This window comes from Bacillus sp. FSL K6-1284, from assembly GCF_038002625.1.
GTDB lineage: Bacteria > Bacillota > Bacilli > Bacillales > Bacillaceae > Bacillus > Bacillus paralicheniformis.
This window is the reverse complement of the sequence record NZ_JBBOCW010000001.1, coordinates 2,714,311-2,740,460: the sequence shown is the minus strand read 5'-3', so window position 1 is coordinate 2,740,460 and position 26,150 is coordinate 2,714,311. Positions and strand designations below refer to the sequence as shown.

The following is a 26,150-nucleotide window of genomic DNA, read 5'->3' as shown; positions in this document are numbered from 1 at the left end:
TATAAAAGGAGGAGTTATCAATGGGTACAAAGAAAAAACTCGGATTAGGCGTTGCGTCTGCTGCGCTTGGACTGGCATTAGTAGGAGGAGGAACTTGGGCTGCGTTTAACGACATCGAAACAACTCAAGCAACTTATGCAGCAGGTACGCTTGACCTGAATGCGAAAGATACATCTGCAAGAGTGAACTTGTCCAACTTAAAACCTGGCGACAAATTCACTAAAGATTTCGAATTCAAAAATGACGGATCACTTGCGATTAAAGAAGTGCTGATGCAGGTTGGCTACAGCAATTTCGTTGACGGAAACGCGAAAAACGGCGGAAAAAGCACAGCGGAAGACTTCCTGAAACAATTTAAAGTCAGCGTTCTGACTGTCGGAGTTGAAGGCGGAAACGGCTATCCTAAAAACATCATTTTAGATGAAGCCAACCTTTATGATCTGTACAATATGTCCGCGAAAAAAGATAAGGCCGCGTACGAAAAAGTGAAGAAAGCAATCGAGCCAGAGTTCCTGCATGACAATGGCAAAATCAATGTAGCGACAATCAACGGAAAAACGGCGCCTGAATACGACGGCATTCCGAAAGATCCATATGACTTTGACAAAGTTCAATTGGTGATTGAGTTCGTCAATGACAAAACAACAGACGCCAGCGGCAGAATGGTACAGAACAAATATCAAGGAGATTCTGTGCAGCTTGACTTCTCATTCGAAGGTACTCAATGGAACGGCTTGACAATCGACGGCAAAAAACATGCCGATGAAAAAGGTTATGTAAAAGAGAACGAAAGAGCGCACAGTGAAGATAAATAATGGTGCAATTTAAAAAACGGATCTGTATGATCCGTTTTTTTATGTTCATGAGGAATCGGCTTATTCAGCGTAAAAGATGCCAAAGGGAGTAAGATATGTTTCCCTTACTCCTTTTCCTGTCTTTTCTTCCACTTTTGATAATCTAAAAATTCTCGAAATTGTTTTTTAGAAACCCCTGATGCCATAGCGTCACGAACTAGATTTTCCCATTCACTATCTAATTGACCATCGTATTCGGTTTCATCTTTCTCATTGAGCAGGGTATGAACCGAGACGTCCAGAACAGCGGAGACTTTTTCTAGAAATTGAATGGAGGGGTTTGTTTGCAAGTTTCTTTCTATTGAACTTAAATAAGACTTCGCTACCCCAGCCTTTTCAGCTAGTTCAGATAGTGAGTAGCCTTTTTCTTTTCGATATTGTTTAATACGCTGGCCAATCAATGTCATCACCTTCCTTTCGATATTATAGCACATTCAGAAAGGATTTATTGAATGACTTCTTTCAATTGATGCGGAAGGTTTTGAAGACTTCTTACCCAAATTGAGAAAAATACGTATATCCTCTGGACTAATGCCTTGTTCAAGAGCGTGTTTAATCAGTTCTGTCCACTCCTCATCCAATTCTTCTTTCTCATTTTTATCTTTATTCATACATTTCCCCCCCCAAAATACTTCATTATGTATTTCAGACAACCGTGTTGTGATAAACAAAGATAAACCCCGAGACTCAACACTTTACCAAGCTTGTCCAAATGGTGTTACGAAAGTTCCTCCTATCTCTTTAGTTCTATTATAAGTCCAGCTCACTGAATAAAAACAAGAATGTTGTCGAATCGGAAAAATTATCCTGAATTTTTTTTGTGCAAATAAAATAATCCCCCGTTTTGAACTTTAATATCGATTTTAGGCTCGTAAAGCGTTTGGAGAGCCTTTTTCTCAATTTCGTATTCCTCCGGTTTTTCTTCAGTATCCTCGTAAAATTGGTTTAAAAGTGACAGGTCGTTATTCCAGCGTTTCAGGGAAGCTTCAGCCCAATCAAGCGGCTCGCTTCTGGCCGCCTGTTCGATATAGCGCTCAAGCCGTTTAATGCCGCTTTCCGGCTTAATCAACGGCGACATCGTGTAGCAGTAGTCAGAGATCTGTGAAGAGAGATCTCGGGCCTCCATTTGTTCTTGAAACGATTCGACCAGCTGACCGCTGATTAAATGAAGGCCGAGAGACAGAAGCTTATCTTTTTTCATGTCGGATTGGTACGAGATCGTCACATTCATGCCGAGCCACGGTTCCAGGGAAATATGGGCTCCATCGGAACGGATTTTCTCATAAAGGCGAATAAATTTGCCGTTTTTTTGCACGGCCTGGAAAATTTGAAAAAGTCTTGGTGATCCAAAATGAATAAACTCACCTTCGATATCGGAAGGGGCCTCGTCTTCATTCGTGATCAGCGTGATTTTCATCGGATTAGGTTCTCCGCCCGTCTTTTCGAGCCAGTGCCAGTAAAACGGCCTGTTCATAATCTGTTTATCGACTTCAACCGTCAGCTGCACAGTCATGTGGCCTGAACTTTTGTCGGTGATCGTGCAGCCGTTTGCGATGAAAAAGCGTTCTAAAAACAGGTATATTTCTTCCTGACGCATTTGATTTTAGCCTCCGGTCTGTTCTTGGTTTGAAACGGCTTCATTTCCGTATGAAATGAAAGAGGTTAAGTTTTCCATTTTAATCTTCATTTCCTCGTCTGTCGCGGAGTAAAAGAGAATGTCATGAAGGTGGTCTTCAAAATTGCCGACCTCGATTTTTGTTAAAATATCATCCAAGTCTCCGACGACTTTTTCGAACAAATGGATCTTTTCATAGAGAAGTTTTAAAATATGCTCTTCTACGGTATGCTTTGTTGCCATGTTGTAAATGTAAACATCGCGTTCCTGGCCGAGCCGGTGAATCCGGCCGATCCTTTGTTCGAGACGCATCGGGTTCCACGGAAGGTCATAGTTGATGATTTTATTGCAAAATTGAAGGTTGATCCCTTCACCGCCTGCTTCAGTCGCGATCAGAACTTGAACTTTGCCCCTGAACAAATCTTTCATCCAGTCTTTCTTTCCTCTTTTAAATCCGCCTCTGAACGGTACAGAACTGATGCCGTTCTGCTGGAGGAACCATTGCAGATAAATCTGCGTCGCCCTGTATTCAGTAAAGATGATGACTTTGTCATCGAGTTCTTGAATGAGCTCAACAACTTTCAGCGCTTTTGAATTTTGCGCGACCTCGTTGACCTTTTCGATCAAATGGTGGATGACAGGTTCGGAGATCACCGGCGCTTCGCGATCCTTTCGGTCAAGCATGTTTTTCAGCGTCATATAGACAGCTTCTCTGCTTGAACAGCATTCGCGCTCCAATGTCATGATTGAGAACATGCTTGATGAATGCTGATGACTTGTCTTCAGCTTTTTAATCTCGTCATACAAAGCCTGTTCTGTAGGAGAAAAGGAAATGGGCACGGTTTCGACATGGCGCTTCGTCCAGGTGATGCCGGTATCATGCCGTCTGTTTCTGATCATGACTTTATTGATAAGGGACTTTAAGCGTTCATGCGCTTCAGCTGAATTGATCTGTTTTGTATAATCTTTGTTGAAGTTGCTTTCATTTCCCAAGTGTCCGGGTTTTAGCAGGGAAACGAGATTAAATATTTCGTCGATCTTGTTTTGGATGGGCGTCGCCGTCAGCATCAGGCAATATTTTTTCTTTAAGCTGCGGACAAACTCGTAATTTTTTGTTTTATTGTTTTTCAGTTTGTGAGCTTCATCAATAATCACCACATCATACTGGATCGACAAAACCGTCTCCCTGTGCGGCGACCGCTTTGCCGTGTCAAGGGAGGAGACGACAACATCGCACTGCTCCCAGACATAGCTTTTTTTCTGTTCCACGGCCGGAATTAAAAACTTTTCCCGCAGTTCCTTCACCCATTGCGAGACGAGCGAGGCGGGGACGAGGATTAAGATTTTCTTGGCCAGCCCGCGAATCATGTATTCTTTTAATATCAGCCCAGCCTCGACCGTTTTGCCGAGGCCCACTTCATCCGCCAAGATGGCTTTTCCGTTCATCTGCTCGACTACCTTCCGGGCGACTTCGAGCTGATGGGGAAGCGGGGTGAAGCCTGGGAGGTGATAAGGGGCCTGCAAGCCTTCAAACGTCGGAATCGCAAGCCTTTTCTGCACTTCACAGGAAAGCTTGTAAAGCTCCCAATTCGCCCATGGTCCGTCTTCATCAAGGTGCTTTTTGAACTGTTCCGGCCACTCGTTGTCGAAATGAATGTCTGGTCTCATCACTAATGCCGCCTTTCTCTTCTGAGATTCAAATGTTCTTTTTTAAAAGAAAATCTTGCGGTGAAAAAAACGGATTTTACTAACAAATAAACAAAACACGAACATTCTTATTTTAAAATAATAAATTGTTAATGATTTTTCCTGTTGCCCAATTGTTGTGATGATGGTAGGATATTTGTAGATCATCAGTAAAAAAATCATAAGCTTTATATAGTATGTCCATGAAAAGAAATGAATATGAGCGAATGACAGCAAGGGGAGAGACCGATAGCGGGAAACCTTAAAGCGGCGCCGAAGGAGCAAGCTGGGGAAACAGTGAATCTCTCAGGCAAAAGAACTCTTGCTTGACGCAACTCTGGAGAGAGTTTGTATCATATGATGTTTTAACAAACCACCAAAGGGGACATCTTTGCTTTTGATGCAAAGTAAACTTTCAGGTGCCAGGACAGAGAGCCTCAGAACTGACAAAGGGGCTTCTCTGTCCTTTTTTGTGCCGTCCAAAGCGGCGGAACCATCCAGGTGATGTTGGAATCTTTCTTGTTTTCTGATGATTGGCAAACTTGTTTTTAGTTTGAAAAGCGAAGGGGGAAGCAGAATGCTTAAACGAACGCCTTTATTTGACCTTTATAAGGAATATGGCGGAAAAACGATTGATTTTGGCGGCTGGGAACTGCCTGTTCAATTTTCTTCAATTAAAGAGGAGCATGAAGCCGTCAGGACGAAAGCGGGGCTTTTTGACGTCTCACACATGGGGGAGGTCGAAATCACAGGAACAGACAGCCTTCCGTTTTTGCAAAAACTGTTGACAAACGATGTTTCGACACTGAAAGAAGGCGGTGCCCAGTATACGGCCATGTGCTATGAAGACGGCGGAACGATCGACGATCTCCTCGTCTATAAAAAAGCGGCCAATGTCTACATGCTCGTCATTAACGCAGCCAATATCGACAAAGACGTCGATTGGATGAACAAGCACCAAGAAGGAGACGTTTCGGTTCGAAACGTGTCTGGCGAGATTGCGCTGCTTGCCCTTCAAGGACCGAAGGCCGAATCGATTTTAAAACAGGTCGCAGATAGCGATCTTGCCGGGTTAAAGCCGTTTACGTTCAGGGATGATGCGGCGATTGGCAGCGTGCAGGCGCTTGTGTCCAGAACGGGATACACGGGAGAGGACGGCTTTGAGATTTACTGCCGGAGTGAAGATGCAGCCTACATTTGGAAGCTGCTTCTTGAAACGGGCAAGGATTCGGGATTAGTGCCGTGCGGCCTCGGGGCCAGAGATACGCTGAGGTTTGAAGCGAAGCTGCCGCTGTACGGACAAGAGCTCTCAAAAGATATTACACCGATCGAAGCCGGCATCGGATTCGCCGTCAAAACAAACAAAGCCTCGGACTTCTTCGGAAAAGCCGTCCTGGCAAGCCAAAAGGAACATGGAGCGGACAGAAAGCTCGTCGGCCTTGAAATGATCGATAAAGGCATTCCAAGGCACGGCTACGCCGTCTATTATCAAGGCGAACAAGCAGGCGAGGTGACAACCGGCACACAGTCGCCGACCTTAAAGAAAAACGTCGGCCTCGCATTGCTGAAAAAAGAAGCCTGCGCCCTCGACACCGTCGTTGAAGTGGAAATCAGAAATAAGCGCTTGAAAGCCAAAATCGTGAAAACCCCATTTTACAAACGGCAGCCGTAAGTTTGCCAAGGCCGTGAAAGGAGACTGAAGATGAAGCACCGTTACCTGCCAGCTACAGATCAGGATAAAAAAGAAATGCTTGAGGCAATTGGAGTCGAGAAGATCGAAGAGCTATTCTCCGATATACCCGAAAGCGTCAAATTTAAAGGGGAATACCAAATTAAAAAGGCAAAGTCCGAGACTGAGCTCACAAAAGAGCTGACGAAACTCGCGGCTAAAAATAAAGATACAGTGATGCACGCCTCTTTTTTGGGAGCGGGCGTATACGATCATTACCAGCCCGTCATCGTGGACCACGTGATTTCGCGGTCGGAATTTTACACGGCTTATACACCGTATCAGCCTGAAATTTCTCAAGGGGAGCTCCAGGCGATCTTTGAATTTCAAACGATGATTTGCGAGCTGACGGGCATGGATATCAGCAACTCGTCGATGTATGACGGGGGAACGGCATTAGCCGAAGCGGCAATGCTTGCTTCAGGACATACAAAAAAGAAAAAAATCGTCGTTTCGGAAACCGTCCATCCCGAATCGCGCGAGGTTTTAGTAACGTATGCGAAAGGACAGTACATCGACGTGGTAGAAGTCCCTGCCAAAAACGGAACAACAGATCTTGCGGCTCTTGATGAAGCCGTCTGCGAAGATACAGCAGCAGTGATCGTCCAATACCCTAACTTTTTCGGGCGAATTGAGCCGCTGAAAGACATTGAACCGATCGCCCATAAAGGGAAAAGCATGTTCATCGTGTCCGCCAATCCGCTGGCTCTCGGGCTTTTAACACCGCCCGGGGCACTGGGAGCTGACATCGTTGTCGGGGATGCCCAGCCGTTCGGAATACCGGCCGCTTTCGGCGGGCCGCACTGTGGATTCTTTGCCGTCACGAAAAAATTGATGAGAAAAGTGCCTGGCCGTCTCGTCGGTCAGACGGAAGATGAAAACGGGAAAAGGGGATTCGTTCTCACCTTGCAGGCGCGCGAGCAGCATATCAGACGGGATAAAGCAACATCAAATATATGCTCCAACCAGGCGCTCAATGCGCTTGCCGCATCAGTCGCCATGACGGCGCTCGGCAAAAAAGGCGTCAAGGAAATCGCATGGCAGAACCTGCAAAAAGCGGCTTACGCAAAAGAAGCAGCTAAACGGGCCGGTCTTGAAGTCGTGTTTGACGGGCCGATGTTCAATGAGTTTGTCGTCAGGCTCAATGAACCTGTCGAAAAAGCGAATGAACGCCTGCTTGAGAAAAATATTATCGGAGGCTACGATCTCGGCGCTTCATATCGGGATTTAAAACAGCACATGCTGATCGCCGTGACAGAGCTCAGAACAAGAGAGGAAATCGATACACTCATGAATGAATTGGGGGATCGCCATGAATAATCAGGATCAATCGCTTATTTTTGAAGTATCAAAAGAAGGGCGGGTCGGCTACAGCCTTCCTGAGCTTGACGTCCCTGAAACAGATGTGACAGACGTCCTTGACGAAGCGTATCTCAGAGATGAACCGGCAGATCTCCCCGAAGTGTCTGAGCTTGATATTATGCGCCATTATACGGCTTTATCGAGGCGCAACCACGGAGTGGATTCGGGCTTTTATCCGCTCGGTTCATGCACGATGAAGTACAACCCGAAGATTAACGAAAAAATCGCGAGAATCCCAGGACTTTCTGCGATCCATCCGCTCCAGGATGAACGGACCGTGCAGGGTGCGCTGGAGCTCTTGTACGACTTGAGCGAGCATTTGGAAGAGATCACGGGGATGGATGAGGTCACCCTTCAGCCGGCTGCGGGTGCGCACGGCGAGTGGACCGGGCTGATGATGATCCGCGCGTTCCATGAGGCAAACGGCGATCATAAAAGGACGAAGGTCATTGTACCTGATTCGGCCCACGGTACAAACCCGGCGTCTGCGACTGTTGCCGGATTTGAAACGGTCACCGTCAAATCGAATGACGACGGTCTTGTTGATCTCGAAGATTTAAAGCGTGTCGTAGATGAAGAAACAGCCGCGTTAATGCTGACTAATCCAAATACGCTCGGCCTTTTTGAAGAAAATATTTTAGAAATGGCTGAAATCGTCCATAAAGCCGGAGGAAAGCTGTACTATGACGGAGCGAACCTGAACGCCGTTCTCAGCAAAGCAAGGCCGGGTGACATGGGATTTGACGTCGTCCATTTGAACCTTCACAAAACCTTTACAGGACCGCATGGAGGCGGAGGACCTGGATCAGGCCCTGTCGGCGTCAAGAAGGAATTGATTCCGTATTTGCCGAAGCCGGTGCTGGTGAAAAAAGATGGCCGTTATACCTTTGACCATGACCGTCCGCATTCGATCGGCAGGGTGAAACCTTACTACGGAAACTTCGGCATCAATGTGAGAGCTTATACGTACATTCGTTCAATGGGGCCGGACGGGCTAAAAGAAGTAACGGAAAACGCCGTTTTAAATGCGAATTATATGATGAGAAAGCTTGCTCCATACTACGATCTGCCGTTTGACCGGCACTGTAAGCACGAATTTGTGCTGTCGGGAAGGCGCCAGAAAAAGCTGGGAGTCAGGACGCTTGACATCGCAAAGCGGCTTTTGGACTTCGGCTTCCATCCGCCGACTATCTATTTCCCGCTCAATGTCGAGGAATGCATCATGATTGAACCGACAGAAACAGAGTCTAAAGAAACGCTCGATGCGTTTATCGATACGATGATCCAGATTGCAAAAGAAGCGGAGGAAACGCCTGAAGTCGTTCAGGAAGCACCGCATTCAACCGTTGTGAAACGCATGGATGAAACAAAAGCTGCGCGGAAGCCCGTGCTGCGTTATGAAAAATGATAAGAAGCCGGCGGATCGATTTCGCCGGTTTTTTTGTAAAAAAAACATCTTTATGTAAACGGTTTATGTACTGAATGATAAGGATTTCTCTCGTATTAAATAGTAAATTCATCAAATTTAAAATTAAAAATAAAAATTACATTGTAAAACGTGATAGTTTCAATGTTTTTATCAAATATAATGGTTTAATTTGCCTTAAAAGAAGAGGATTATGGAGTATTTAAAAGGATTCACAAGGGTAGAGAGTGACAACGATGAATATGAAGGTTTGATACAAAATGACAGTGAATATGCCGTTTGTCTCATATGTTACATAAATGTTACGGTATATTAGATTGCTTCATACGGGAGGAGAAATATGAATTCAGACGAAAAGCCAATCAAGATAAAAGTAGAAAAAGTGTCTAAAGTTTTTGGGAAAAATACAAAGAAAGCAACGCAGCTGCTTGCCGATGGCAAAACCAAAAAAGAAATTCTGAAAGAAACCGGGGCGACCGTCGGGGTGAACCAAGCGGATTTTAGCGTGTATGAAGGTGAGATATTTGTCATCATGGGTCTATCAGGGAGCGGTAAATCAACCTTGGTGCGGCTTTTAAACCGGCTGATTGAACCGACTGCAGGACATGTGTACATAGATGGTGACATGATAACAAATATGTCCAAAGACCAGCTTCGGGAAATCCGCCGGAAAAAAATCAGCATGGTCTTTCAAAAGTTCGCTCTGTTTCCGCACAAAACGATTCTTGAAAACACAGAGTACGGATTGGAACTGCAAAAAGTCGATAAAAGTAAACGCCGGATAAGAGCTATGGAATCATTAAAGCTTGTCGGTCTTGAAGGATATGAACAGCAATATCCGGATCAGCTGAGCGGCGGGATGCAGCAGCGCGTCGGGCTTGCCCGCGCATTGACGAATGATCCGGACATTCTGCTGATGGACGAAGCGTTCAGCGCGCTTGACCCGCTGATTCGCAAAGATATGCAGGATGAACTCCTCGATTTGCATGAATCAGTAGGCAAAACGATTATTTTCATTACCCATGATCTTGATGAAGCGCTGAGAATCGGCGATCGAATCGCATTGATGAAAGACGGAAACATCGTTCAAATCGGTACGCCGGAAGAGATCTTAATGAACCCGTCAAATGAATATGTTGAAAAATTCGTTGAAGATGTCGACTTGTCTAAAGTGCTGACAGCCGGTCATATTATGAAACGCGCTGAAACCGTACGCGCAGACAAAGGGCCGCGCGTCGCTCTGACGCTGATGAAAAACCTCGGGATTTCCTCGATTTATGCCGTTGACAAACACAATAGGCTTCTTGGTTCTGTTGATGCTGAAACAGCTAAAAAAGCAGCCGAAAAAAGCCAGACGCTGGAGAGCGTCATCTCGAGAGACATTACAACCGTGGAAGAGAATGCGGTCCTGACGGATATTTTTGAATTGGTCTCTGATGCCAGCATCCCGATTGCTGTCGTCGATGAAAAACAGCGGATGAAAGGGATCATCGTCAAAGGCGCGTTAATCGGAGCGCTTGCCGGAAATGACCGGTATATTAATGCACATTCAGATCATGAACCAGCTCATGAAACTGTTGTTCAGGAGGTGAGATAATGTTTACTTTATCATCGCTTCCCCGCATTCCTTTAGCCGATTGGATCGATCAGTTTGTTGACTGGCTGACGGTGTCGTTCGGCGGGGTATTTAACGGAATTGCCAGCGGAGTGGAATCGTTTGTTGATGCGATTGTCCAAGGCCTGGGTTTTGTTCCGCCGGTTATTTTGACCGTTATCTTTGCCGCGCTCGTCTGGCTGATCAGCAAAAGAGGCATTGCGCTGTTTACTTTAATCGGATTTTTTATCATTGATTATTTAGGATATTGGGACGCCATGCTCCAGACATTGGCGCTTGTCGTCACATCCGTTCTGATTTCTGTCATTATCGGCATTCCGGTCGGAATCTGGGGCTCCCAAAAGAAAACGGTTCGGAGAATCGTTACGCCCATTCTTGACTTAATGCAGACGATGCCGGCATTCGTTTATTTGCTTCCGGCCATCTTCTTTTTCAATATCGGGGTTGTGCCGGGTGTTGTCGCTTCCGTTATCTTTGCGATGCCTCCGACAATCCGGATGACAATCTTAGGAATTCAGCAGGTGCCGGAAGATCTGATTGAAGCTACAGAAGCATTTGGTTCAACGACAAGCCAGCGGCTCTTTAAAGTGCAGCTGCCGCTTGCGACGAAAACCATTCTGGCCGGTATCAATCAAAGCATCATGCTTGCGTTGTCAATGGTCGTTATTGCATCCATGGTAGGTGCGCCTGGACTTGGAGAAGAAGTTTACCGGGCTGTTACCCAGCTGCAAACGGGTACCGGTGTAGAAACCGGGCTTGCGATTGTTATTATTGCGATCGTACTTGACCGGGTTACACAAAATATAAAATTGAAAAAAAGCAGGGGGAATGCATAATGTGGAAAAAGATAGCGGGAATCGGCACTGCAGCAGTACTGACATTGGGTCTGGCTGCCTGCGGAAGCAGCAATAATAATGAAAACGCGTCTGTAGGCGATCAAGTCAGTTATAAAATTACCGGCATTGATCCTGGAGCGGGCATTATGAATGCAACGGACAAGGCGCTCAAGGACTACGATCTCAGCAAGTGGGCTGTAACATCAGGCTCAAGCTCAGCGATGACAGCCGCATTGAAAAAAGCTTACGATAAAAAAGATCCGATCATTATTACGGGCTGGACACCGCATTGGATGTTTGCAAAATACGATCTCAAATATTTGAAAGATCCAAAAGGTTCTTACGGCGATGCCGAAGAAATCCATACTGTTACGCGCAAAGGATTCAAGGACGATCATCCGGGCGCACACAAGCTGCTCAGCCAATTCAGCTGGACAGAGGATGATATGGGAGAAGTCATGCTTGCCGTTCAGGAAGGCAAAAAAGCGGAAGAAGCTGCAGCAGATTTCGTTAAAAAACATCAAGACCTTGTTAAGAAATGGACAAAAGGCGTCGATAAAGCGGACGGCGAAAAAATTAAGCTCGGCTATGTGGCATGGGACAGTGAAATTGCGAGCACAAATGTCATCGCAAAAGTTCTTGAAGACTTAGGCTACAACGTGACGCTCAGCCAAGTAGAAGCAGGCCCGATGTGGACTGGAATTGCAAATGGAAGCGTCGATGCTTCACTTGCTGCATGGCTGCCGCAAACGCATAAAACATATGCTGAAAAATACAAAGGCAAATACGAAGATATCGGTACAAGCATGACAGGCGTAAAAATTGGCCTTGTCGTTCCGACATACATGAAAGATGTCAATTCAATCGAAGACTTGAAAAAATAACGAACAAAGCCGGCGAACCCATTTCGCCGGCTTATTTTTATTTGAAGGATCATCTGCTCCGCCTGTTTTGATTGTCTGCAGGATATGCTAAAAAAAATCCTAAAACGCAAAGACGCTTTAGGATGTTGGCCGCAACTGGAGACAGCTGCGGTTATTAATTTTTCGTTTTAATTTTTCCGCCCCATTTTTTGAACCCGCCTTTCAGGTTGTAAATCTCCTTACAGCCGTGTTTGCGGAGCGTTTGGGCGGCTCTTCCGCTTCTGACGTTGTTTTGGCAGTACAGGTAAACCGGTTTGTCAGGACGGATTTCGCTTTTTCTTTGCTTAAGCTGTGAAAGCGGAATGTTTCTCGCACCCAAAATGTGGCCGCCTTCATACTCGTTCGGCTCGCGCACATCGATGAGTTGCGCTTTGCGATAGCCGGCCCGGAATTCTTCTTCTGTCAAGGTTTTCATAATGCGCTGCTGATAGATGTATGAAACGACCGCGTAGATGATGAGCGCGGCGCAAATCAAGAGAATGATAATGCTGCTGGTAGACAATCTGATCCGACTCCTTTTTGAATTCATCCCGTCTGATAATCGGGAGATTTTTAACGATATGTTAAGACAAATACTATTATAGTAAAGCCTCAGAAATCTGTCATCTGATTCGCCGAATTTATTTTCAATTTTAAGAGGGAATGGTAGACTTATTTTATACCAAAGAAAAAGAGGGTAGGTTATGGAAAAAGAAATATGGCGTTTTATCGATTCGGGACGACAGGATCCCGCTTTTAATATGGCGCTCGACGAGGCGCTCCTTTATTGGCACAGCGAAAATAAGATTCCGCCGACCATCCGCTTTTACGGCTGGAATCCGCCAACGCTTTCAGTCGGCTATTTCCAAAATATCGAAAAGGAAATCAATCTGGATGCCGTCAAAAAACACGGTTTAGGCTTTGTGAGAAGGCCGACCGGCGGAAGAGGCGTGCTCCATGATCAAGAGCTGACCTACAGTGTTATTGTGTCTGAAGAACACCCGGAAATGCCCAAGACGGTGACGGAAGCGTACCGCATCATCTCAGAAGGTATTCTTGAAGGCTTCAGAGAGCTGGGACTTGATGCGTATTTCGCCATACCAAGAACGGAAAAAGAGAAACAGAGCCTGAAAAACCCGAGATCTTCCGTCTGTTTTGACGCGCCGTCGTGGTATGAGCTCGTTGTCGAAGGCAGAAAGGTCGCAGGAAGCGCCCAGACGAGGCAGAAAGGAGTCATTCTCCAGCACGGTTCGATCCTTCTTGATCTGGATGAGGACAAGCTCTTTGATTTGTTTATTTACAAAAATGATCGCCTCAGAGAGCGCATGCAGAGAAACTTCAAACAAAAAGCGGTCGCCATCAATGAGCTCGCAAAAGAAAAAATCACGATTGAAGAAGCGAGCAAAGCTTTTAAAAAAGGGTTCGAAAAGGGGCTTAACATTCATTTGGAGCCTTATGAACTGACAGAAGAGGAAACGGAATTTGTCGCCGATCTCGCCAGAACGAAGTATGCGGCAGATGAATGGAATTATAGAAGGTAATCGGGTGAAAACGTTATCCCGTTGCTTGTTTTTTACATGCACATAGTGTAAACTTGTTATGATTTGAATAGGTGTGATTTGGAGGGATTTGATGACAACACCGAGTATGGAAGATTACATAGAACAAATTTATATGCTGATTGAAGAAAAAGGATATGCAAGGGTCTCAGATATAGCCGAAGCTCTGGCCGTCCATCCCTCCTCGGTTACAAAAATGGTTCAAAAACTCGATAAAGACGAATATTTGATTTATGAAAAGTATCGCGGCCTCGTGCTGACGCCTAAAGGGAAGAAAATAGGCAAACGTTTAGTATACAGACATGAATTATTGGAGCAGTTTTTACGAATCATTGGTGTTGACGAAGAGAAAATTTATGATGATGTCGAAGGAATCGAGCATCATTTAAGCTGGAACAGCATTGACCGTGTCGGAGATCTTGTGCAGTATTTTGAAGACGACAGCAAAAGAATCGACGATTTGAGAAGCGTCCAAAAAAGAAACGAACAGGAAAATCAATAAAAGCCGCCGGGTAACGGCGGCTTCAGATTGTTGACAAAATCCCAAAACGACTTTTGGTTTTGGGATTTTGTCATCCTATCAGCGTGATTGAAAACCCTTGCAGTCTAGGAAGGCCGAGCATCGGAGCAGACTTTCACAGGAAGTGATGACGGCGGCGTTCAGGCAGGACGCCTGGGCGGTTAGCCGCCGATCCTTCCTCTATTCGTGAGCACCGACGCGCAGGCCTGACAACGAATGCGAGGGTTTGTCGACACGCTGAAGCCGCCGGGGAACGGCGGCTTTTCTCTTTCCGTATCAGTTTTTCCAGCTGCCGCTTTGTCTCATGGTCTTTTTTTTCTGTCCGTTTCTTAAAATGGTGTAAAGCCATCTTTTAAGGGAGGGAGATCGCGATGTACATCGACGGGGTTTTTTCAGGCGGCGGTATGAAAGGGATTGCACTTGTGGGGGCATACGAGGCGCTTGAGAAACGGGGCTTCCGATTTAAAAGGCTGGCCGGAACGAGCGCCGGTTCGATTATTGCCTCGTTTATTGCGGCAGGTTATACAAGCGCGGAGATCCGTCAAATGATGGAAGAATTAAATGAAAGCGAGCTCCTTGACCCGAGATTTTCACTCTTGCCTTTGAAAATGCTGCAATGGGCATCGATTTATTGGCGGCTCGGTTTATATAAAGGAGATAAACTGGAAAACTGGATTTCCGAAAAGCTGAAAGCGAAAGGCATTTCAGTTTTCGGGGATCTTGAACAGGGAAAACTGAAGTTGATCGCCTCCGACTTATCGAATGGCAAGATGCTTGTGCTGCCTGACGATTTAAACAGATACGGCTTAAACCCAAGGCGTTTTTCCGTCGCCAGGGCGGTCCGGATGAGCTGCAGCATTCCTTATTTTTTTGAGCCGGTGAAGCTCAAGTCCTCCAGCGGCATCAGCGTTGTCGTAGACGGCGGAGTTCTGAGCAATTTTCCGATGTGGCTGTTTACAACAGAAAAAAAACGGCCGGTATTGGGGATCACGCTGATGCCCAATGAAAAAGAGAGGCCGAAGAAAACGATTAAAAATGCGTTCGAACTGTTCGGGGCGCTGTTTGAGACGATGAAAGAGGCGCATGACGCCAGGCACATTGCCACAAAACATGAGCGCAACATCATTTTTTTACCTGTTGAGGAAGTCCTGTCGACTGAATTCGCGATGTCGGCAGAAAAAAAACTAGCTCTAATCGAGCTAGGAAAAAAACGAACAGAATTATTTTTGAAACAGTGGACGTTTTAAAAGAAAGCCCTGTTTTTCTTTTTGCTTTTTTTGCCTTCAATCACTGTCAGCTGAGTCTGGCTTTTTTTCTTCACCAATACCGGCTTCGATTTATTAATAGACGGTACGCTTCTCAGATGATTAACCTTGCCTTTTATAGAGCGTTTTTTGTGATCTTGAAAACGCTTGTTGGATTGCTTGGCTGCTTTCTTAAAAGCGGCTCCTTCACTGCCCATATCGCGATTGGAAATGCGCCTGATCACGAAATAAATGATGGCGCCGACCGCTGCAAAAACAACCAAGTATTGGAGCAGGCGGCCCGGACTTGTGACGGCGAAATAGACAAACCCAAAAATTCCAAACGCAATAATTAAAGCTGAGACAGGATGTACGCGTTGCTTCATAACTGTCCACCTCCCAAAAAATTAACCAATTCGTTGCATTACATTACGATATTAGAAGGTTCCTTCTGTTCGTCCTCTGCTTTGGTCTCCATATGAAGAAGCTCATTGAAGCTTGCGATGGCGACTTCCACCTGATCGTCAGACGGCTCTTTCGTTGTTAAAAGCTGCAGCCACAAACCCGGATAGCCGAGCACCTTCAATACGGGGATGTCTCTCAGTTTGTTTGTCAGCTGCAGAACTTCAAATGAAATGCCGAGAACGACGGGTATCAGTGCGAGTCTATTCAAAATACGGACCCAGAGAGGGTCAGTAGGAACGAGCAAGTAAACAAACATGCCCACGATGACGGTGAATAAAATAAAGCTGCTTCCGCATCGGTAGTGCAGTCTTGACTGCCGCTGAACGTTTTCAACCGTGACCGGCAGATTTTGCTCGTAACAGTTTATGACCTTGTGTTCTGCTCCGTGATATTGAAAAACTCTTTTAATAAAAGGAGTGCATGATATGGCGTAAATATAGCTTAAGAGAAGGAGCAGCTTAAAAAAGCTTTCGATCATAATCTGCGCGACGTCCGACTGAAAGACCGGACGGGTGAGCTCCGCTAAAAAAACGGGCACGAGCGTAAAAATAAACTTGCTGAACAAAAAAGACAGGACGCCGACTGCGGCGAGGCCAAAAATCATCGTCAGCTTGGACGGCTTCTCTTCTTTCAATTGATCGTCTAAAGAAGGATCGAGGTCATAGCGTTCGCTCGAAAAATTCAAGTGCTTGGTGCCGTTCGCGCTTGCTTCAATAATCGCGATAATCCCTCTGAGAAAAGGAATTTTTTTAAATTTTTCAAGCGCCGGATTGGTTTTCCGAGGCAGCTTAAAAAATTCAAGGCTTCCGTCTTTTCTGCGGATCGCGGTTACATAATGGCGCCTGCCGCCGAACATAACGCCTTCGACGACAGCCTGCCCTCCGTATGCGGGCTGTTTTGTTTGATTTGACATTTGCATCAACCTATCTGTATCAATCTATGAGTACATTAACCATTTCCTTACACCTATTGTACAGGAAAAACGCTGAAACCTCTAGATTGACGGGCTCAAAAATTTAAGAAATTCGAACCTATTACAAAGCCAAATCTAATTAAAGTATACCCTTTTTCATGCTTTTTACACTCGGATCTTAAAAATCCGGGAAAGCTGATGTTGGCAAGGCTGTTTTTGGACATACTGGAAATGGAGGTGATCTGGACTGTATGGGTAATGAAGACAATCAAAAACAGCCGGAAGAGCTTGAGCAAAATAAGCGTGAAACTCCGATGACTTTCATCGGAAGGGTGATCACGACTGGCTTTGTCGGCGGAGTGCTTTGGAGTGCACTCGGTGAGCTTGCGTACCTTTTTAAGTTCTCCGAAGTCAATGCAAACATGATTCTCCAGCCTTTTGTCATCGGCGATTGGAAAAACGGATTTCTCGGGACGTTTATCAGCATCCTGCTGATCGGTGTTATTTCCATCGGAGCTGCCCTGCTTTACTACGGCACTTTGAAGCAGGTCAAAGGCATGTGGGCAGGCATTGTATATGGAGCCGTTTTGTGGGCTGTCGTGTTTTACCTGTTCAATCCGATGTTCCCAGATGTTCAGACTGTGGCTGAATTAAAGAGGGAAACGGTTGTGACGACGCTTTGCATTTACCTGCTTTACGGTTTATTCGTCGGCTATTCCATTTCGTTTGAATACAATGAGCTCAATTCTGAAAAGTTGACGCGGGCCCTTGGAGAAACAAGAGAATAGTGCCTGATCAGGAAGCAATATGATAAAATGTTCACTGTAAGTGGACATTTTTTTGCGTGATGAGAAGGGGGAGGCAGAGTTGCCGCATATTTTAATATTGAACGGACCGAATTTAAACCGGCTTGGAAAACGCGAACCCGATGTATACGGTACAGACACATTAACTGATTTGGAACAAAAACTTTTTCAATTTGCCGAAGGCATTCAGATTGAATTGACTTTTTTTCAATCAAACCACGAAGGGGACCTGATTGATGCTCTTCATGAGGCAGAGGAACAATACGATGGAATCGTCCTGAATCCGGGGGCTTTCTCCCATTACAGCTATGCCATCCGCGATGCGGTGGCAGCAATCAGCATACCGGTGATTGAGGTCCATCTTTCAAACCCTCATGCGAGGGAAGAGTTCCGGCACCGCTCGGTCATCGCTCCGGTTGCAAGAGGCCAGATCACGGGACTCGGCTTTGAAGGTTATAAGCTGGCCATCTGTTATTTTATGAACGCAAATAACAAATAGGGGGACTAGTGGACAATGAAACTAAACAAATTGAGAGAGCTTTTCGGCGGTTTGGGTATTGACGGGATTTTGGTGACGAGCAGCGTTAATCTGCGGTACATCACCGGATTTACCGGATCTTCAGGACTGGCGGTCATCTCCGGCGACCAAGCGGTCTTTATTACAGATTTCCGCTATACAGAACAGGCGAAAGATCAAGTCAAAGGCTTTGACATTGTTCAGCATGCCGGCGGAATCGTTCAAAAGGCCGCCGAAGTGATCAAAGAGATGGGGATAAACAAAATCGGTTTTGAACAGGATAAAATGACATACGGAACGTATGCCGCCTACAAAGAGCAGCTTGGCGCAGCTGAACTCGTTCCTGTTTCTCAATCTGTGGAAAAGTTGCGCTTGATTAAGTCTAGTGAAGAGATTAAGATATTAAAGGAAGCTGCAAAGATTGCAGATGATGCATTCAGCCATATTCTGACGGTCATAAAGCCCGGCATCACCGAAATTGAAGTCGCCAATGAGCTCGAGTTTTACATGCGGAGCCAGGGAGCGGATCATTCGTCCTTCGATATGATCGTGGCATCAGGCGTACGCTCAAGTCTGCCGCACGGAGTGGCAAGCGGCAAAGCGATTGAGAAAGGCGACCTTGTGACATTGGACTTCGGGGCTTACTATAAAGGTTACTGCTCGGACATAACGCGTACGGTCGCGGTAGGAGAGCCGGATGATGAGCTGAAACGCATTTATCAAACCGTGTTTGAGGCGCAGGCTATCGGCATGCGGAGCATCAAGCCGGGAATCACCGGGAAACAGGCTGACGCTTATACAAGGGACTACATATCTTCACAAGGCTACGGCGGGTATTTCGGCCATTCAACAGGCCACGGCCTCGGCATGGAAGTTCATGAAAGTCCGGCGCTTTCAGCACGTTCGGACCAGATGCTTGAAAAAGGCATGGTTGTAACGGTTGAACCGGGAATTTACATACCGGGAAAAGGCGGGGTCAGGATAGAAGATGATATTGTCCTGACAGAGGAAGGAAACGAATCCCTTACCCATTCCGCGAAAGAATTAATTATTTTATAATCCGTTTGATTGGAGCAATAGGAGGATAATCATGATTTCAGTAAACGATTTTCGTACAGGATTAACGATTGAAGTAGATGGAGGCATCTGGCGCGTTGTTGACTTCCAGCACGTTAAGCCGGGAAAAGGTGCGGCATTTGTCCGCTCCAAACTGAGAAATCTTCGCACAGGCGCGATTCAGGAAAAAACATTCCGCGCAGGTGAAAAAGTGGCACGCGCCCAAATTGAAACAAAAACGATGCAGTACTTGTATGCCAACGGCGACCAGCACGTTTTTATGGATACGACATCTTACGAGCAGCTTGAGCTGAACGAGAAGCAAATCGAACACGAGCTCAAATTCCTGCTTGAAAATATGTCTGTCCACATCATGATGTATCAGACAGAGACGATCGGAATCGAACTTCCGAATACAGTTGAACTGAAAGTTGTGGAAACAGAACCGGGCATTAAAGGCGACACAGCCTCAGGCGGAACAAAACCGGCAAAAACAGAAACAGGCCTTGTTGTCAACGTGCCGTTCTTCGTAAACGAAGGAGATACGCTTGTTGTCAATACTTCTGACGGATCTTACGTATCAAGAGCATAAGAGTAACAGCGGGAAAGAGCCGGCTTCATTGAAGCCGGCTCTTTTTTTGCTGTCTGAAATCTTTTACCTCTCACAGGCCAAATAGAAAAATCGGAAGACTACTTTTTCAATGAGGAGCATAGATTGTAAAAAAAGAGGATGTGTTACTGGAGGTTTAAGATCATGAAGCTTTTCTTTGGACAAGTCAATCCGACGGTTTTGACAATGGCTGCGTTAAGAGTGGTGTCATCTTTGATCGAACTGACGGCGGCTGTCGTAATGCTTTTGACAAACGACGTCAGAAAAGCCGTGGCGGTCAACAGTGTGCTTGCGATGGTCGGACCGCTCATCTTTATTATTACAATGACAATCGGCATCTATCAGATTGCAGGGCAGCTTTCTTACGCAAAGCTGATTTTGATCTTTATGGGAGTGGTGTTGATCATCGCGGGGATCTATAAATAGTGACACATGATAAGAGAGACCGACTTGTCATAATGTCTTCCGTTGATCATACATTTTTATAGAAGACAAGCAAAAAGAGGAGGGAGTGTTTTTGCATCACATCACAGAGATTCTCCCCGATACGATCAAACGCGCGCTCAACGGTCTTGGCGACCATGAAATCAATCAGATAGAAGAAATTCGGATTCGGACAAGTCGTCCGCTCGAACTGGTGAACAAAGGAAAGCCACGCTTTCTCCCTTATGCGGCGACGCCTGAAGACTCGGCGCTTCTTTTAAACAGGCTGGGAAATTACAGCATGTATACACTGGAAGAGGAATTGAAAAAAGGATATGTCACGATCAGAGGCGGACACCGCGTGGGGCTTGCCGGCCGGGTTGTCGTCGAAAACGGAGCAGTCAAAGGAATCAGAGAAATATCATCATTTAATATCCGCATTGCCAAAGAAAAAATCGGCATTTCCGAACCGTATGTCCCTCATTTATTTCAAAACTCGTGGCTGAACACGCTGATCATCGGTCCGCCGCAAACCGGAAAAACAACACTGCTCAGAGATCTCGCCAGGCTGATCAGCTCAGGGAGCGGCAACGTGTCTGCCAAAAAGGTGGGAATCGTCGACGAAAGGTCTGAAATCGCAGGTTGTGTAAACGGCATCCCGCAATATCGGCTCGGCGACCGGGCAGACATCCTTGACGCCTGTCCAAAAGCGGAAGGCCTGATGATGATGATCAGATCGATGAGTCCGGAGGTTATGATCGCCGATGAGATCGGAAGAATGGAAGACGCAGAAGCGCTCTTGGAAGCGGTCCATGCGGGGGTGTCTGTCATCGTTTCGGCTCACGGCTCCTCATATGCCGATATCGCCAGGCGTCCATCATTGAAAATGCTTCAGGAGCACCGGGTTTTTGAGAGAATCGTGGAACTATCCAGAAAGAACGGTCCCGGCAGCCTGAGCCGCATCTTGAACGGGAATGGAGAGCCGCTCGGTGCGGCGAAGAGGATGTTATCATGCTGAAGCTTTTAGGTGCCGTGCTTATTTTGGCAGCAGCCACATGGACAGGATTTGAAATGGCGAAGCCTTTCAGGGATAGACCGAAGCAAATCCGCCAGCTGTTGGCCGCTTTGCAGTCTTTAGAGGCTGAAATCATGTACGGGCACACACCGCTCCTTCAGGCGTCAAAGCAGATCGCACACCAGCTTTCCGGGCCGATAGCTTCTTTGTTTCAGACATTTGCAGAACAGCTGGAAAAAGGCAGCGCTTCAGCGGGGACGGCATGGGAAGACAGCTTGGAGAAAGTATGGCCCGAAACGGCTCTCAAAAAGAAAGAATACGAGATTTTACGGCAATTCGGCGAAACGCTTGGCCGTCATGATCTGATTTCTCAGCAAAAACATATCAAACTGGCGTTAACCCATTTAGAGACAGAGGAAGCTGAAGCAAATCTCGCCCAGGCGAAAAATGAAAAAATGGTGAAGAGCCTTGGGTTCTTGTCGGGACTGCTGCTGATTCTTCTATTGATGTAATGAAGAGGGGAGCATACACGAAATGGGAGTAGACGTAAATATTATTTTTCAAATTGCCGGCGTCGGGATCGTCGTCGCTTTTCTTCACACCATACTGGATCAAATGGGGAAGAAGGAATATGCCCAATGGGTCACGCTTTTAGGATTCATTTATATATTGTTCATGGTGGCTACTGTTGTCGATGATCTATTCCAAAAGATAAAAGCTGTCTTTCTATTTCAAGGATAGGGGGGCTCACTCATTGAAATCGTACAAATCGTAGGATTGGGAATGATCGCCACCTTCCTCAGCTTGATTGTGAAAGAGCAAAAACCGACGTTTGCTTTTATGATTGTCGTTTTTGCCGGATGCACGATTTTTTTATTCTTAGTCGATCAAGTCTACGAAATCATTCGGATGATTGAAAAAATAGCTGCCAATGCCAACATCAACATGATGTATGTCGAAACGATTTTGAAAATTATCGGGATTGCTTATATAGCGGAGTTTGGCGCCCAGCTGACGAAAGATGCCGGACAGGGTGCGATTGCTTCAAAAATCGAATTGGCAGGCAAAATCCTCATCTTAGTCATGGCCGTGCCTATTTTAACCGTCATTATCGAAACGATCATCGGACTCATCCCTTCCATGTCTTAGTCAGAAAGGAGGATTTCCTGAGTGAAGCGTTTTCTGTTCTGGCTCTTGGTCATAGGAATCGTATGCTTTGGAGCGCATGATGTACAAGCTTCGCCAAAAGAAGCGGAGCCGGCTGGGGAACCCGCCGCGGAAGAATCGGCTGAAGCGATGGCCAGAGAGCAGGCTGAAGGTTTGGAGCTTGACCGGGTCGGGGAGTTCTGGAACAACATTTTGACTGAGTATGGAGGACACCTTCCCGAAAGTCAAAAAGGAAGCCTGCTTGAATTTGTCAAAGGTGAAAAGCACTTTTCGCCTGAGGAATGGAGCAAAGCGCTGTTTTCTTACTTGTTTCATGAAGTGCTGGCTAACGGGAAACTGCTCGGGACGCTGATCCTGTTGACCATCTTCTGCGTGCTGCTTCAGCTTTTGCAAAACGCGTTTCAGCAAAGCACCGTCAGCAAAGTGGCGTATGCAATTGTCTACATGGTACTGATCATTCTTGCGCTCAACAGCTTTCGGGTTGCCGTCACATATGCGAATGAAGCGATCCAGACGATGACAAGCTTTATTCTGTCGCTCGTACCTTTGCTTCTAGCGCTGATGGCGACTTCGGGAGGAGCCGCCTCAGCCGCATTTTTTCATCCGGTCATTCTCTTTCTCATGAACACGAGCGGCTTGTTTATCCAATATATCGTGCTGCCGCTTTTGTTTTTATCAGCGATTTTAAGCATTGTCAGCACGATGACGGACCAGTATAAAGTCACACAGCTGGCTCAGCTCCTCAGAAACGCGGCGATCGGCACGCTGGCTGCATTTTTAACCGTGTTCCTCGGTGTCATCTCGGTTCAGGGCGCCTCAGCCGCAGTGACGGACGGCATTACTTTGCGGACGGCCAAATTCATCACCGGAAACTTCATCCCCGTATTGGGCCGCATGTTTACCGAAGCGACGGACACGGTGATCAGCGCGTCTCTCCTGCTGAAAAACACCGTCGGGATACTCGGGGTGGCGATCTTGATTTGCATCGCAGCCTTTCCCGCAATCAAAATCCTCTCCCTCGCGCTCATATACAAAATTGCCGCAGCCGTTCTCCAGCCTCTCGGAGGCGGTCCGGTGATCAGCTGCCTGGATGTCATCAGCAAAAGCGTCATCTACATTTTCGCGGCCATGGCCATCGTTTCGCTGATGTTTTTTTTAAGCTTAACCGTGATCATTACAGCGGGGAATCTGACGATGATGATGAAGTAGGGAGGGATGAGATGGAATTTCTGACAGAGTGGCTCACGAACATTATTCTATTTATTCTAATGGCGATCGTCATCGATATGCTTCTGCCGAATTCGAGCATGCAAAAATACGCGAAAATGGTGATCAGCCTGCTCTTGATCGTTGTGATACTGAATCCGATCTTCTCTTTATTCAGGACCGATCCGGATGTAATCTTTGAGAGGCTTACAAAAAACGGACAAGTTCAGTCAAACGAAATAAAAAATCAGTTGAATTCAGAAAAAAAAGAAATACAAGCCTCACAACAAGCATATATCTTAGAACAGATGGCTGTTCAATTGAAAAAGAGCGCAGAGGGAAGGTTTACCAGCGACAAATACAAGATTGACCGAGTCGCGGTCTCTTCTGACGGCCAGCTGAAAACAGAGAAAGATCTCAGTAAGCATGCGGAAGTCTCGGTATTCATGGAACCGGCATCCGAAAAAACGGTCCAAGCCGTCGCTCCTGTCGAAATCAATACGGATCGAGGCTACCAGCCAATGCGAGAAAGAGAAAAGAAAGAGACGGGGGAAGTCAGAGAACAGCTTGCAGGCATATGGGAAATAAGCCCCGACAAGATTACAGTTCATATTGAAGGGGGAGAACGAAGCGGCAATGAATAAAAGAACCTGGATCGAAAAGCTGATCGGCCACCTGCTACCCAAAGACGAGAAAAACGGAAAAAAGCTGACGAAATATCACTATTTTCTGCTGCTTTTTGTTCTCGGCGTTTCCTTCATGCTCGTCAGTCAAATCTTCTCTTCCGAACCTTCTCAAGATCGAGCGGCAGATCAGCCGTCGGCTTCACAAAAAGCTTCGTCTGAAAGCGCCGGACAGAGCGGTGAAGGTGAAAAAGAAGTGTTCAAACCCGCCTCAGATGACAAACCGAAGGACTCGATCCAAGATTACGAACAGGAATATGAGAATCAGCTCAAAGACATATTGGAAACGATTATCGGCGTGGAAGACGTATCAATCGTCGTCAATGTTGATGCAACCTCATTGAAAATATTCGAGAAAAATAGAAAAACCCAGGAGACTTCAACGAATGAGACAGATAAACAGGGAGGCAAGCGAACGGTGTCTGAAATGTCTTCTGACGAAGAAATTGTCATCATCAAAAACGGAGATAAAGAGACGCCTGTCGTCGTTCAGACGAAAAAGCCCGATATCAGGGGTGTTCTCGTTGTCGCTCAAGGAGTCGACAACGTTCAAATAAAAAAGACCATCATTGAAGCAGTGACAAGGGTTCTTGATGTTCCGAGCCACCGCGTCGCTGTTGCCCCTAAAAAAATGAAGGAGGATTCATAAATGATGCTGAAAAAACAAACGGTTTGGCTTTTAACCATGTTAAGTCTCGTCGTTGTGCTGAGTGTCTACTACATTATGTCGCCTGAAGGAGAAAATGTCGTCACGGTGGATGACAAAGAACAAGTCGCTGCTGAAAAAGAAAAACCGATGAAAGAAGAGCCTGCCAAAGATGGCAAAGAAGACACCGCGCCTGCTAAAGACAAAACTGAAGGGAAAGACACAAAAGATAAAGAAACGTCTGCGAGTGAGCAGAACGGAGAAGTTGTAACAAAAGAATCATCCGGTGATGAAGATTTATTCACAACATACCGCATGGAAATGGACGATCAGCGCAGCAGGGAGAGGGAGGAATTAACCGAAATCGTCAGAAGCGATAAAGCGACGGCAAAAGAAAAAAGCGAAGCTTACGACAAGATGACAGAGCTAAGTGAAGCTGAAGGAACGGAAAAGACGCTTGAAACGCTGATCAAAACAAAAGGCTATAAAGACGCCTTGGTCAATGCCGACGGCGATAAAGTCAATATTACGGTGAAGGCGAAGGAGCACTCGAAGGCCGCTGCCACCGATATCATCGACATCGTCGCAAAAGAGGTGAAAAACTTAAACGATGTGGCTGTGACGTTCGAGCCAGCAGAGTAAACATGTCCCGCTTGCAAAAAGCGGGATTTTTTTATGCTTGAGGCCCCTGTTGATGCAGGGCGCTCATGATTGTAGTTGAATTCGGCATTCCTCTCCTGTAAGATGAATATAGTATGTACTTTTAGTACTAACTGATAAATGCGTAAAATCTTTTTCATTAGGAGTGCGATAGCATGTTAAACATTGATGAAATCAGACAGTTGATAAAATTAATTGATGAATCTTCGATAAATGAATTTACATACGAAAACGAAGGATCGAAGGTTGAACTGAAAAAACAAAGCGGAACCGTGCAAACCATCCAGCAAGTGGCTGCGGCGCCTGTTCAAACACCGGCTCCGGAAGCTCCCGCGATGCAAGCGCAAGTTCAGGATGCGCCTGCAGCAGAAGAAGCCGCAAAAGACGGCGGAAACCTCCACAAAATCACCTCTCCGATGGTCGGAACGTTTTATGCGTCTTCTTCGCCTGAAGCCGACCCTTACGTAACAGTCGGTTCGAAGGTAACAGAATCCTCTGTCGTCTGCATTGTGGAAGCAATGAAGCTCTTTAATGAGATCGAAGCCGAAGTGAAAGGCGAGATCGTTGAAGTATTGGTTGAAAACGGCCAGCTGGTTGAATACGGACAACCTTTATTTTTAGTAAAAGCAGAGTAA

Annotated in this window: 31 protein-coding genes and 1 riboswitch; of the genes, 24 read left to right on the top strand and 7 right to left on the bottom strand. The window is 46.1% G+C overall.

What is annotated here, in order from left to right:
• The first annotated feature begins 20 nt into the window (after positions 1-20).
• Positions 21-815 carry a biofilm matrix protein TasA gene (gene tasA, locus MHB72_RS13955; protein WP_020452167.1) on the top strand — a complete coding sequence of 265 codons (795 nt, stop codon included), beginning with the start codon at positions 21-23 and terminating at the stop codon, positions 813-815.
• 104 nt (positions 816-919) lie between these two features.
• Here tasA and sinR read toward each other — a convergent pair whose 3' ends face one another.
• The 4 genes from sinR to MHB72_RS13935 form a co-directional block, all read right to left on the bottom strand.
• Positions 920-1,255, bottom strand: coding sequence for a transcriptional regulator SinR (sinR, locus tag MHB72_RS13950; protein WP_023855185.1), 336 nt, complete (start codon positions 1,253-1,255; stop codon positions 920-922).
• A 33-nt stretch (positions 1,256-1,288) separates the two neighbouring features.
• Complete coding sequence (gene sinI, locus MHB72_RS13945) at positions 1,289-1,465, bottom strand: anti-repressor SinI (protein ID WP_096748221.1); 177 nt, start codon at positions 1,463-1,465, stop codon at positions 1,289-1,291.
• 191 nt (positions 1,466-1,656) lie between these two features.
• The gene (locus MHB72_RS13940) at positions 1,657-2,451 is read right to left on the bottom strand and encodes a YqhG family protein (RefSeq protein WP_020452164.1); all 795 of its coding nucleotides are present in this window, start codon (positions 2,449-2,451) and stop codon (positions 1,657-1,659) included.
• Between the two features lie 6 nt (positions 2,452-2,457).
• Positions 2,458-4,137, bottom strand: coding sequence for a DEAD/DEAH box helicase (locus tag MHB72_RS13935; protein WP_216920080.1), 1,680 nt, complete (start codon positions 4,135-4,137; stop codon positions 2,458-2,460).
• 245 nt (positions 4,138-4,382) lie between these two features.
• Positions 4,383-4,487, top strand: a riboswitch (glycine riboswitch).
• 245 nt (positions 4,488-4,732) lie between these two features.
• Here MHB72_RS13935 and gcvT point away from each other — a divergent pair.
• From gcvT to MHB72_RS13905, 6 genes are all read left to right on the top strand, one after another.
• Complete coding sequence (gene gcvT, locus MHB72_RS13930) at positions 4,733-5,827, top strand: glycine cleavage system aminomethyltransferase GcvT (RefSeq protein ID WP_023855182.1); 1,095 nt, start codon at positions 4,733-4,735, stop codon at positions 5,825-5,827.
• Positions 5,828-5,857: 30 nt separating this feature from the next.
• Positions 5,858-7,204: an aminomethyl-transferring glycine dehydrogenase subunit GcvPA gene (gcvPA, locus tag MHB72_RS13925; protein ID WP_020452161.1), complete on the top strand. Its 1,347-nt coding sequence runs from the start codon at positions 5,858-5,860 to the stop codon at positions 7,202-7,204.
• On the top strand, positions 7,197-8,654 hold the full coding sequence (gene gcvPB, locus MHB72_RS13920) for an aminomethyl-transferring glycine dehydrogenase subunit GcvPB (RefSeq protein ID WP_020452160.1): 1,458 nt from the start codon (positions 7,197-7,199) through the stop codon (positions 8,652-8,654). Before gcvPA ends, gcvPB begins: the two co-directional genes overlap by 8 nt.
• A gap of 358 nt (positions 8,655-9,012) precedes the next feature.
• Positions 9,013-10,269, top strand: coding sequence for a glycine/proline betaine ABC transporter ATP-binding protein OpuAA (gene opuAA, locus MHB72_RS13915; RefSeq protein WP_023855180.1), 1,257 nt, complete (start codon positions 9,013-9,015; stop codon positions 10,267-10,269).
• Positions 10,269-11,123, top strand: coding sequence for a glycine/proline betaine ABC transporter permease subunit OpuAB (gene opuAB / locus MHB72_RS13910; RefSeq protein ID WP_023855179.1), 855 nt, complete (start codon positions 10,269-10,271; stop codon positions 11,121-11,123). The genes opuAA and opuAB overlap by 1 nt, the downstream gene beginning before the upstream one ends.
• Positions 11,123-12,007 carry a glycine betaine ABC transporter substrate-binding protein gene (locus tag MHB72_RS13905; protein WP_023855178.1) on the top strand — a complete coding sequence of 295 codons (885 nt, stop codon included), beginning with the start codon at positions 11,123-11,125 and terminating at the stop codon, positions 12,005-12,007. Before opuAB ends, MHB72_RS13905 begins: the two co-directional genes overlap by 1 nt.
• Before the next feature lie 154 nt (positions 12,008-12,161).
• On the opposite strand, the gene MHB72_RS13900 is transcribed toward MHB72_RS13905, so the two are convergent.
• Positions 12,162-12,575, bottom strand: coding sequence for a rhodanese-like domain-containing protein (locus tag MHB72_RS13900; RefSeq protein ID WP_043054396.1), 414 nt, complete (start codon positions 12,573-12,575; stop codon positions 12,162-12,164).
• Between the two features lie 154 nt (positions 12,576-12,729).
• On the opposite strand from MHB72_RS13900, the gene MHB72_RS13895 reads away from it, so the two are divergent.
• The 3 genes from MHB72_RS13895 (at position 12,730) to MHB72_RS13885 (ending at position 15,351) form a co-directional block, all read left to right on the top strand.
• Positions 12,730-13,566 carry a lipoate--protein ligase family protein gene (locus MHB72_RS13895; RefSeq protein WP_216920082.1) on the top strand — a complete coding sequence of 279 codons (837 nt, stop codon included), beginning with the start codon at positions 12,730-12,732 and terminating at the stop codon, positions 13,564-13,566.
• Between the two features lie 91 nt (positions 13,567-13,657).
• The gene (gene mntR / locus MHB72_RS13890; RefSeq protein ID WP_020452154.1) at positions 13,658-14,086 is read left to right on the top strand and encodes a transcriptional regulator MntR; all 429 of its coding nucleotides are present in this window, start codon (positions 13,658-13,660) and stop codon (positions 14,084-14,086) included.
• A gap of 389 nt (positions 14,087-14,475) precedes the next feature.
• Entirely contained in the window at positions 14,476-15,351 is an 876-nt protein-coding gene (locus tag MHB72_RS13885; protein ID WP_020452153.1) for a patatin-like phospholipase family protein, read from the top strand.
• Here MHB72_RS13885 and MHB72_RS13880 read toward each other — a convergent pair.
• Together MHB72_RS13880 and MHB72_RS13875 are read right to left on the bottom strand one after the other, a co-directional pair.
• Entirely contained in the window at positions 15,348-15,734 is a 387-nt protein-coding gene (locus MHB72_RS13880) for an SA1362 family protein (RefSeq protein ID WP_020452152.1), read from the bottom strand. The genes MHB72_RS13885 and MHB72_RS13880 overlap by 4 nt on opposite strands.
• 38 nt (positions 15,735-15,772) lie before the next feature.
• Complete coding sequence (locus MHB72_RS13875; RefSeq protein ID WP_020452151.1) at positions 15,773-16,726, bottom strand: DUF1385 domain-containing protein; 954 nt, start codon at positions 16,724-16,726, stop codon at positions 15,773-15,775.
• A gap of 251 nt (positions 16,727-16,977) precedes the next feature.
• Here MHB72_RS13875 and MHB72_RS13870 point away from each other — a divergent pair, with 251 nt between their 5' ends.
• From MHB72_RS13870 to accB, 14 genes are all read left to right on the top strand, one after another.
• Positions 16,978-17,514, top strand: a complete 537-nt coding sequence (locus tag MHB72_RS13870) for a YqhR family membrane protein (RefSeq protein ID WP_020452150.1) — start codon at positions 16,978-16,980, stop codon at positions 17,512-17,514.
• Positions 17,515-17,593: 79 nt separating this feature from the next.
• Positions 17,594-18,031, top strand: coding sequence for a type II 3-dehydroquinate dehydratase (gene aroQ / locus MHB72_RS13865; protein ID WP_020452149.1), 438 nt, complete (start codon positions 17,594-17,596; stop codon positions 18,029-18,031).
• A 15-nt stretch (positions 18,032-18,046) separates the two neighbouring features.
• A complete protein-coding gene (locus MHB72_RS13860) occupies positions 18,047-19,108 on the top strand; it encodes a M24 family metallopeptidase (RefSeq protein WP_026579316.1) in 1,062 nt (353 codons plus the stop codon).
• A gap of 31 nt (positions 19,109-19,139) precedes the next feature.
• Positions 19,140-19,697 carry an elongation factor P gene (gene efp / locus MHB72_RS13855; RefSeq protein WP_020452147.1) on the top strand — a complete coding sequence of 186 codons (558 nt, stop codon included), beginning with the start codon at positions 19,140-19,142 and terminating at the stop codon, positions 19,695-19,697.
• Positions 19,698-19,859: 162 nt separating this feature from the next.
• Positions 19,860-20,141: a YqhV family protein gene (locus MHB72_RS13850; protein ID WP_003183412.1), complete on the top strand. Its 282-nt coding sequence runs from the start codon at positions 19,860-19,862 to the stop codon at positions 20,139-20,141.
• 91 nt (positions 20,142-20,232) lie between these two features.
• Positions 20,233-21,156 carry a stage III sporulation protein AA gene (gene spoIIIAA, locus MHB72_RS13845; protein ID WP_020452146.1) on the top strand — a complete coding sequence of 308 codons (924 nt, stop codon included), beginning with the start codon at positions 20,233-20,235 and terminating at the stop codon, positions 21,154-21,156.
• A complete protein-coding gene (spoIIIAB, locus tag MHB72_RS13840; protein ID WP_020452145.1) occupies positions 21,150-21,665 on the top strand; it encodes a stage III sporulation protein SpoIIIAB in 516 nt (171 codons plus the stop codon). Before spoIIIAA ends, spoIIIAB begins: the two co-directional genes overlap by 7 nt.
• Before the next feature lie 22 nt (positions 21,666-21,687).
• Complete coding sequence (gene spoIIIAC / locus MHB72_RS13835) at positions 21,688-21,894, top strand: stage III sporulation protein AC (RefSeq protein ID WP_003183409.1); 207 nt, start codon at positions 21,688-21,690, stop codon at positions 21,892-21,894.
• 12 nt (positions 21,895-21,906) lie between these two features.
• Positions 21,907-22,302, top strand: a complete 396-nt coding sequence (gene spoIIIAD / locus MHB72_RS13830) for a stage III sporulation protein AD (RefSeq protein ID WP_256164082.1) — start codon at positions 21,907-21,909, stop codon at positions 22,300-22,302.
• 21 nt (positions 22,303-22,323) lie between these two features.
• Positions 22,324-23,529: a stage III sporulation protein AE gene (gene spoIIIAE / locus MHB72_RS13825; protein WP_026579320.1), complete on the top strand. Its 1,206-nt coding sequence runs from the start codon at positions 22,324-22,326 to the stop codon at positions 23,527-23,529.
• A gap of 11 nt (positions 23,530-23,540) precedes the next feature.
• Positions 23,541-24,170 carry a stage III sporulation protein AF gene (gene spoIIIAF / locus MHB72_RS13820; protein WP_026579321.1) on the top strand — a complete coding sequence of 210 codons (630 nt, stop codon included), beginning with the start codon at positions 23,541-23,543 and terminating at the stop codon, positions 24,168-24,170.
• On the top strand, positions 24,163-24,858 hold the full coding sequence (gene spoIIIAG / locus MHB72_RS13815) for a stage III sporulation protein AG (RefSeq protein WP_020452141.1): 696 nt from the start codon (positions 24,163-24,165) through the stop codon (positions 24,856-24,858). Before spoIIIAF ends, spoIIIAG begins: the two co-directional genes overlap by 8 nt.
• On the top strand, positions 24,859-25,497 hold the full coding sequence (locus tag MHB72_RS13810; protein ID WP_035338363.1) for a SpoIIIAH-like family protein: 639 nt from the start codon (positions 24,859-24,861) through the stop codon (positions 25,495-25,497).
• Between the two features lie 173 nt (positions 25,498-25,670).
• Positions 25,671-26,150 (top strand): acetyl-CoA carboxylase biotin carboxyl carrier protein, encoded by a 480-nt coding sequence (gene accB, locus MHB72_RS13805; protein WP_035338362.1) that lies wholly within the window; start codon positions 25,671-25,673, stop codon positions 26,148-26,150.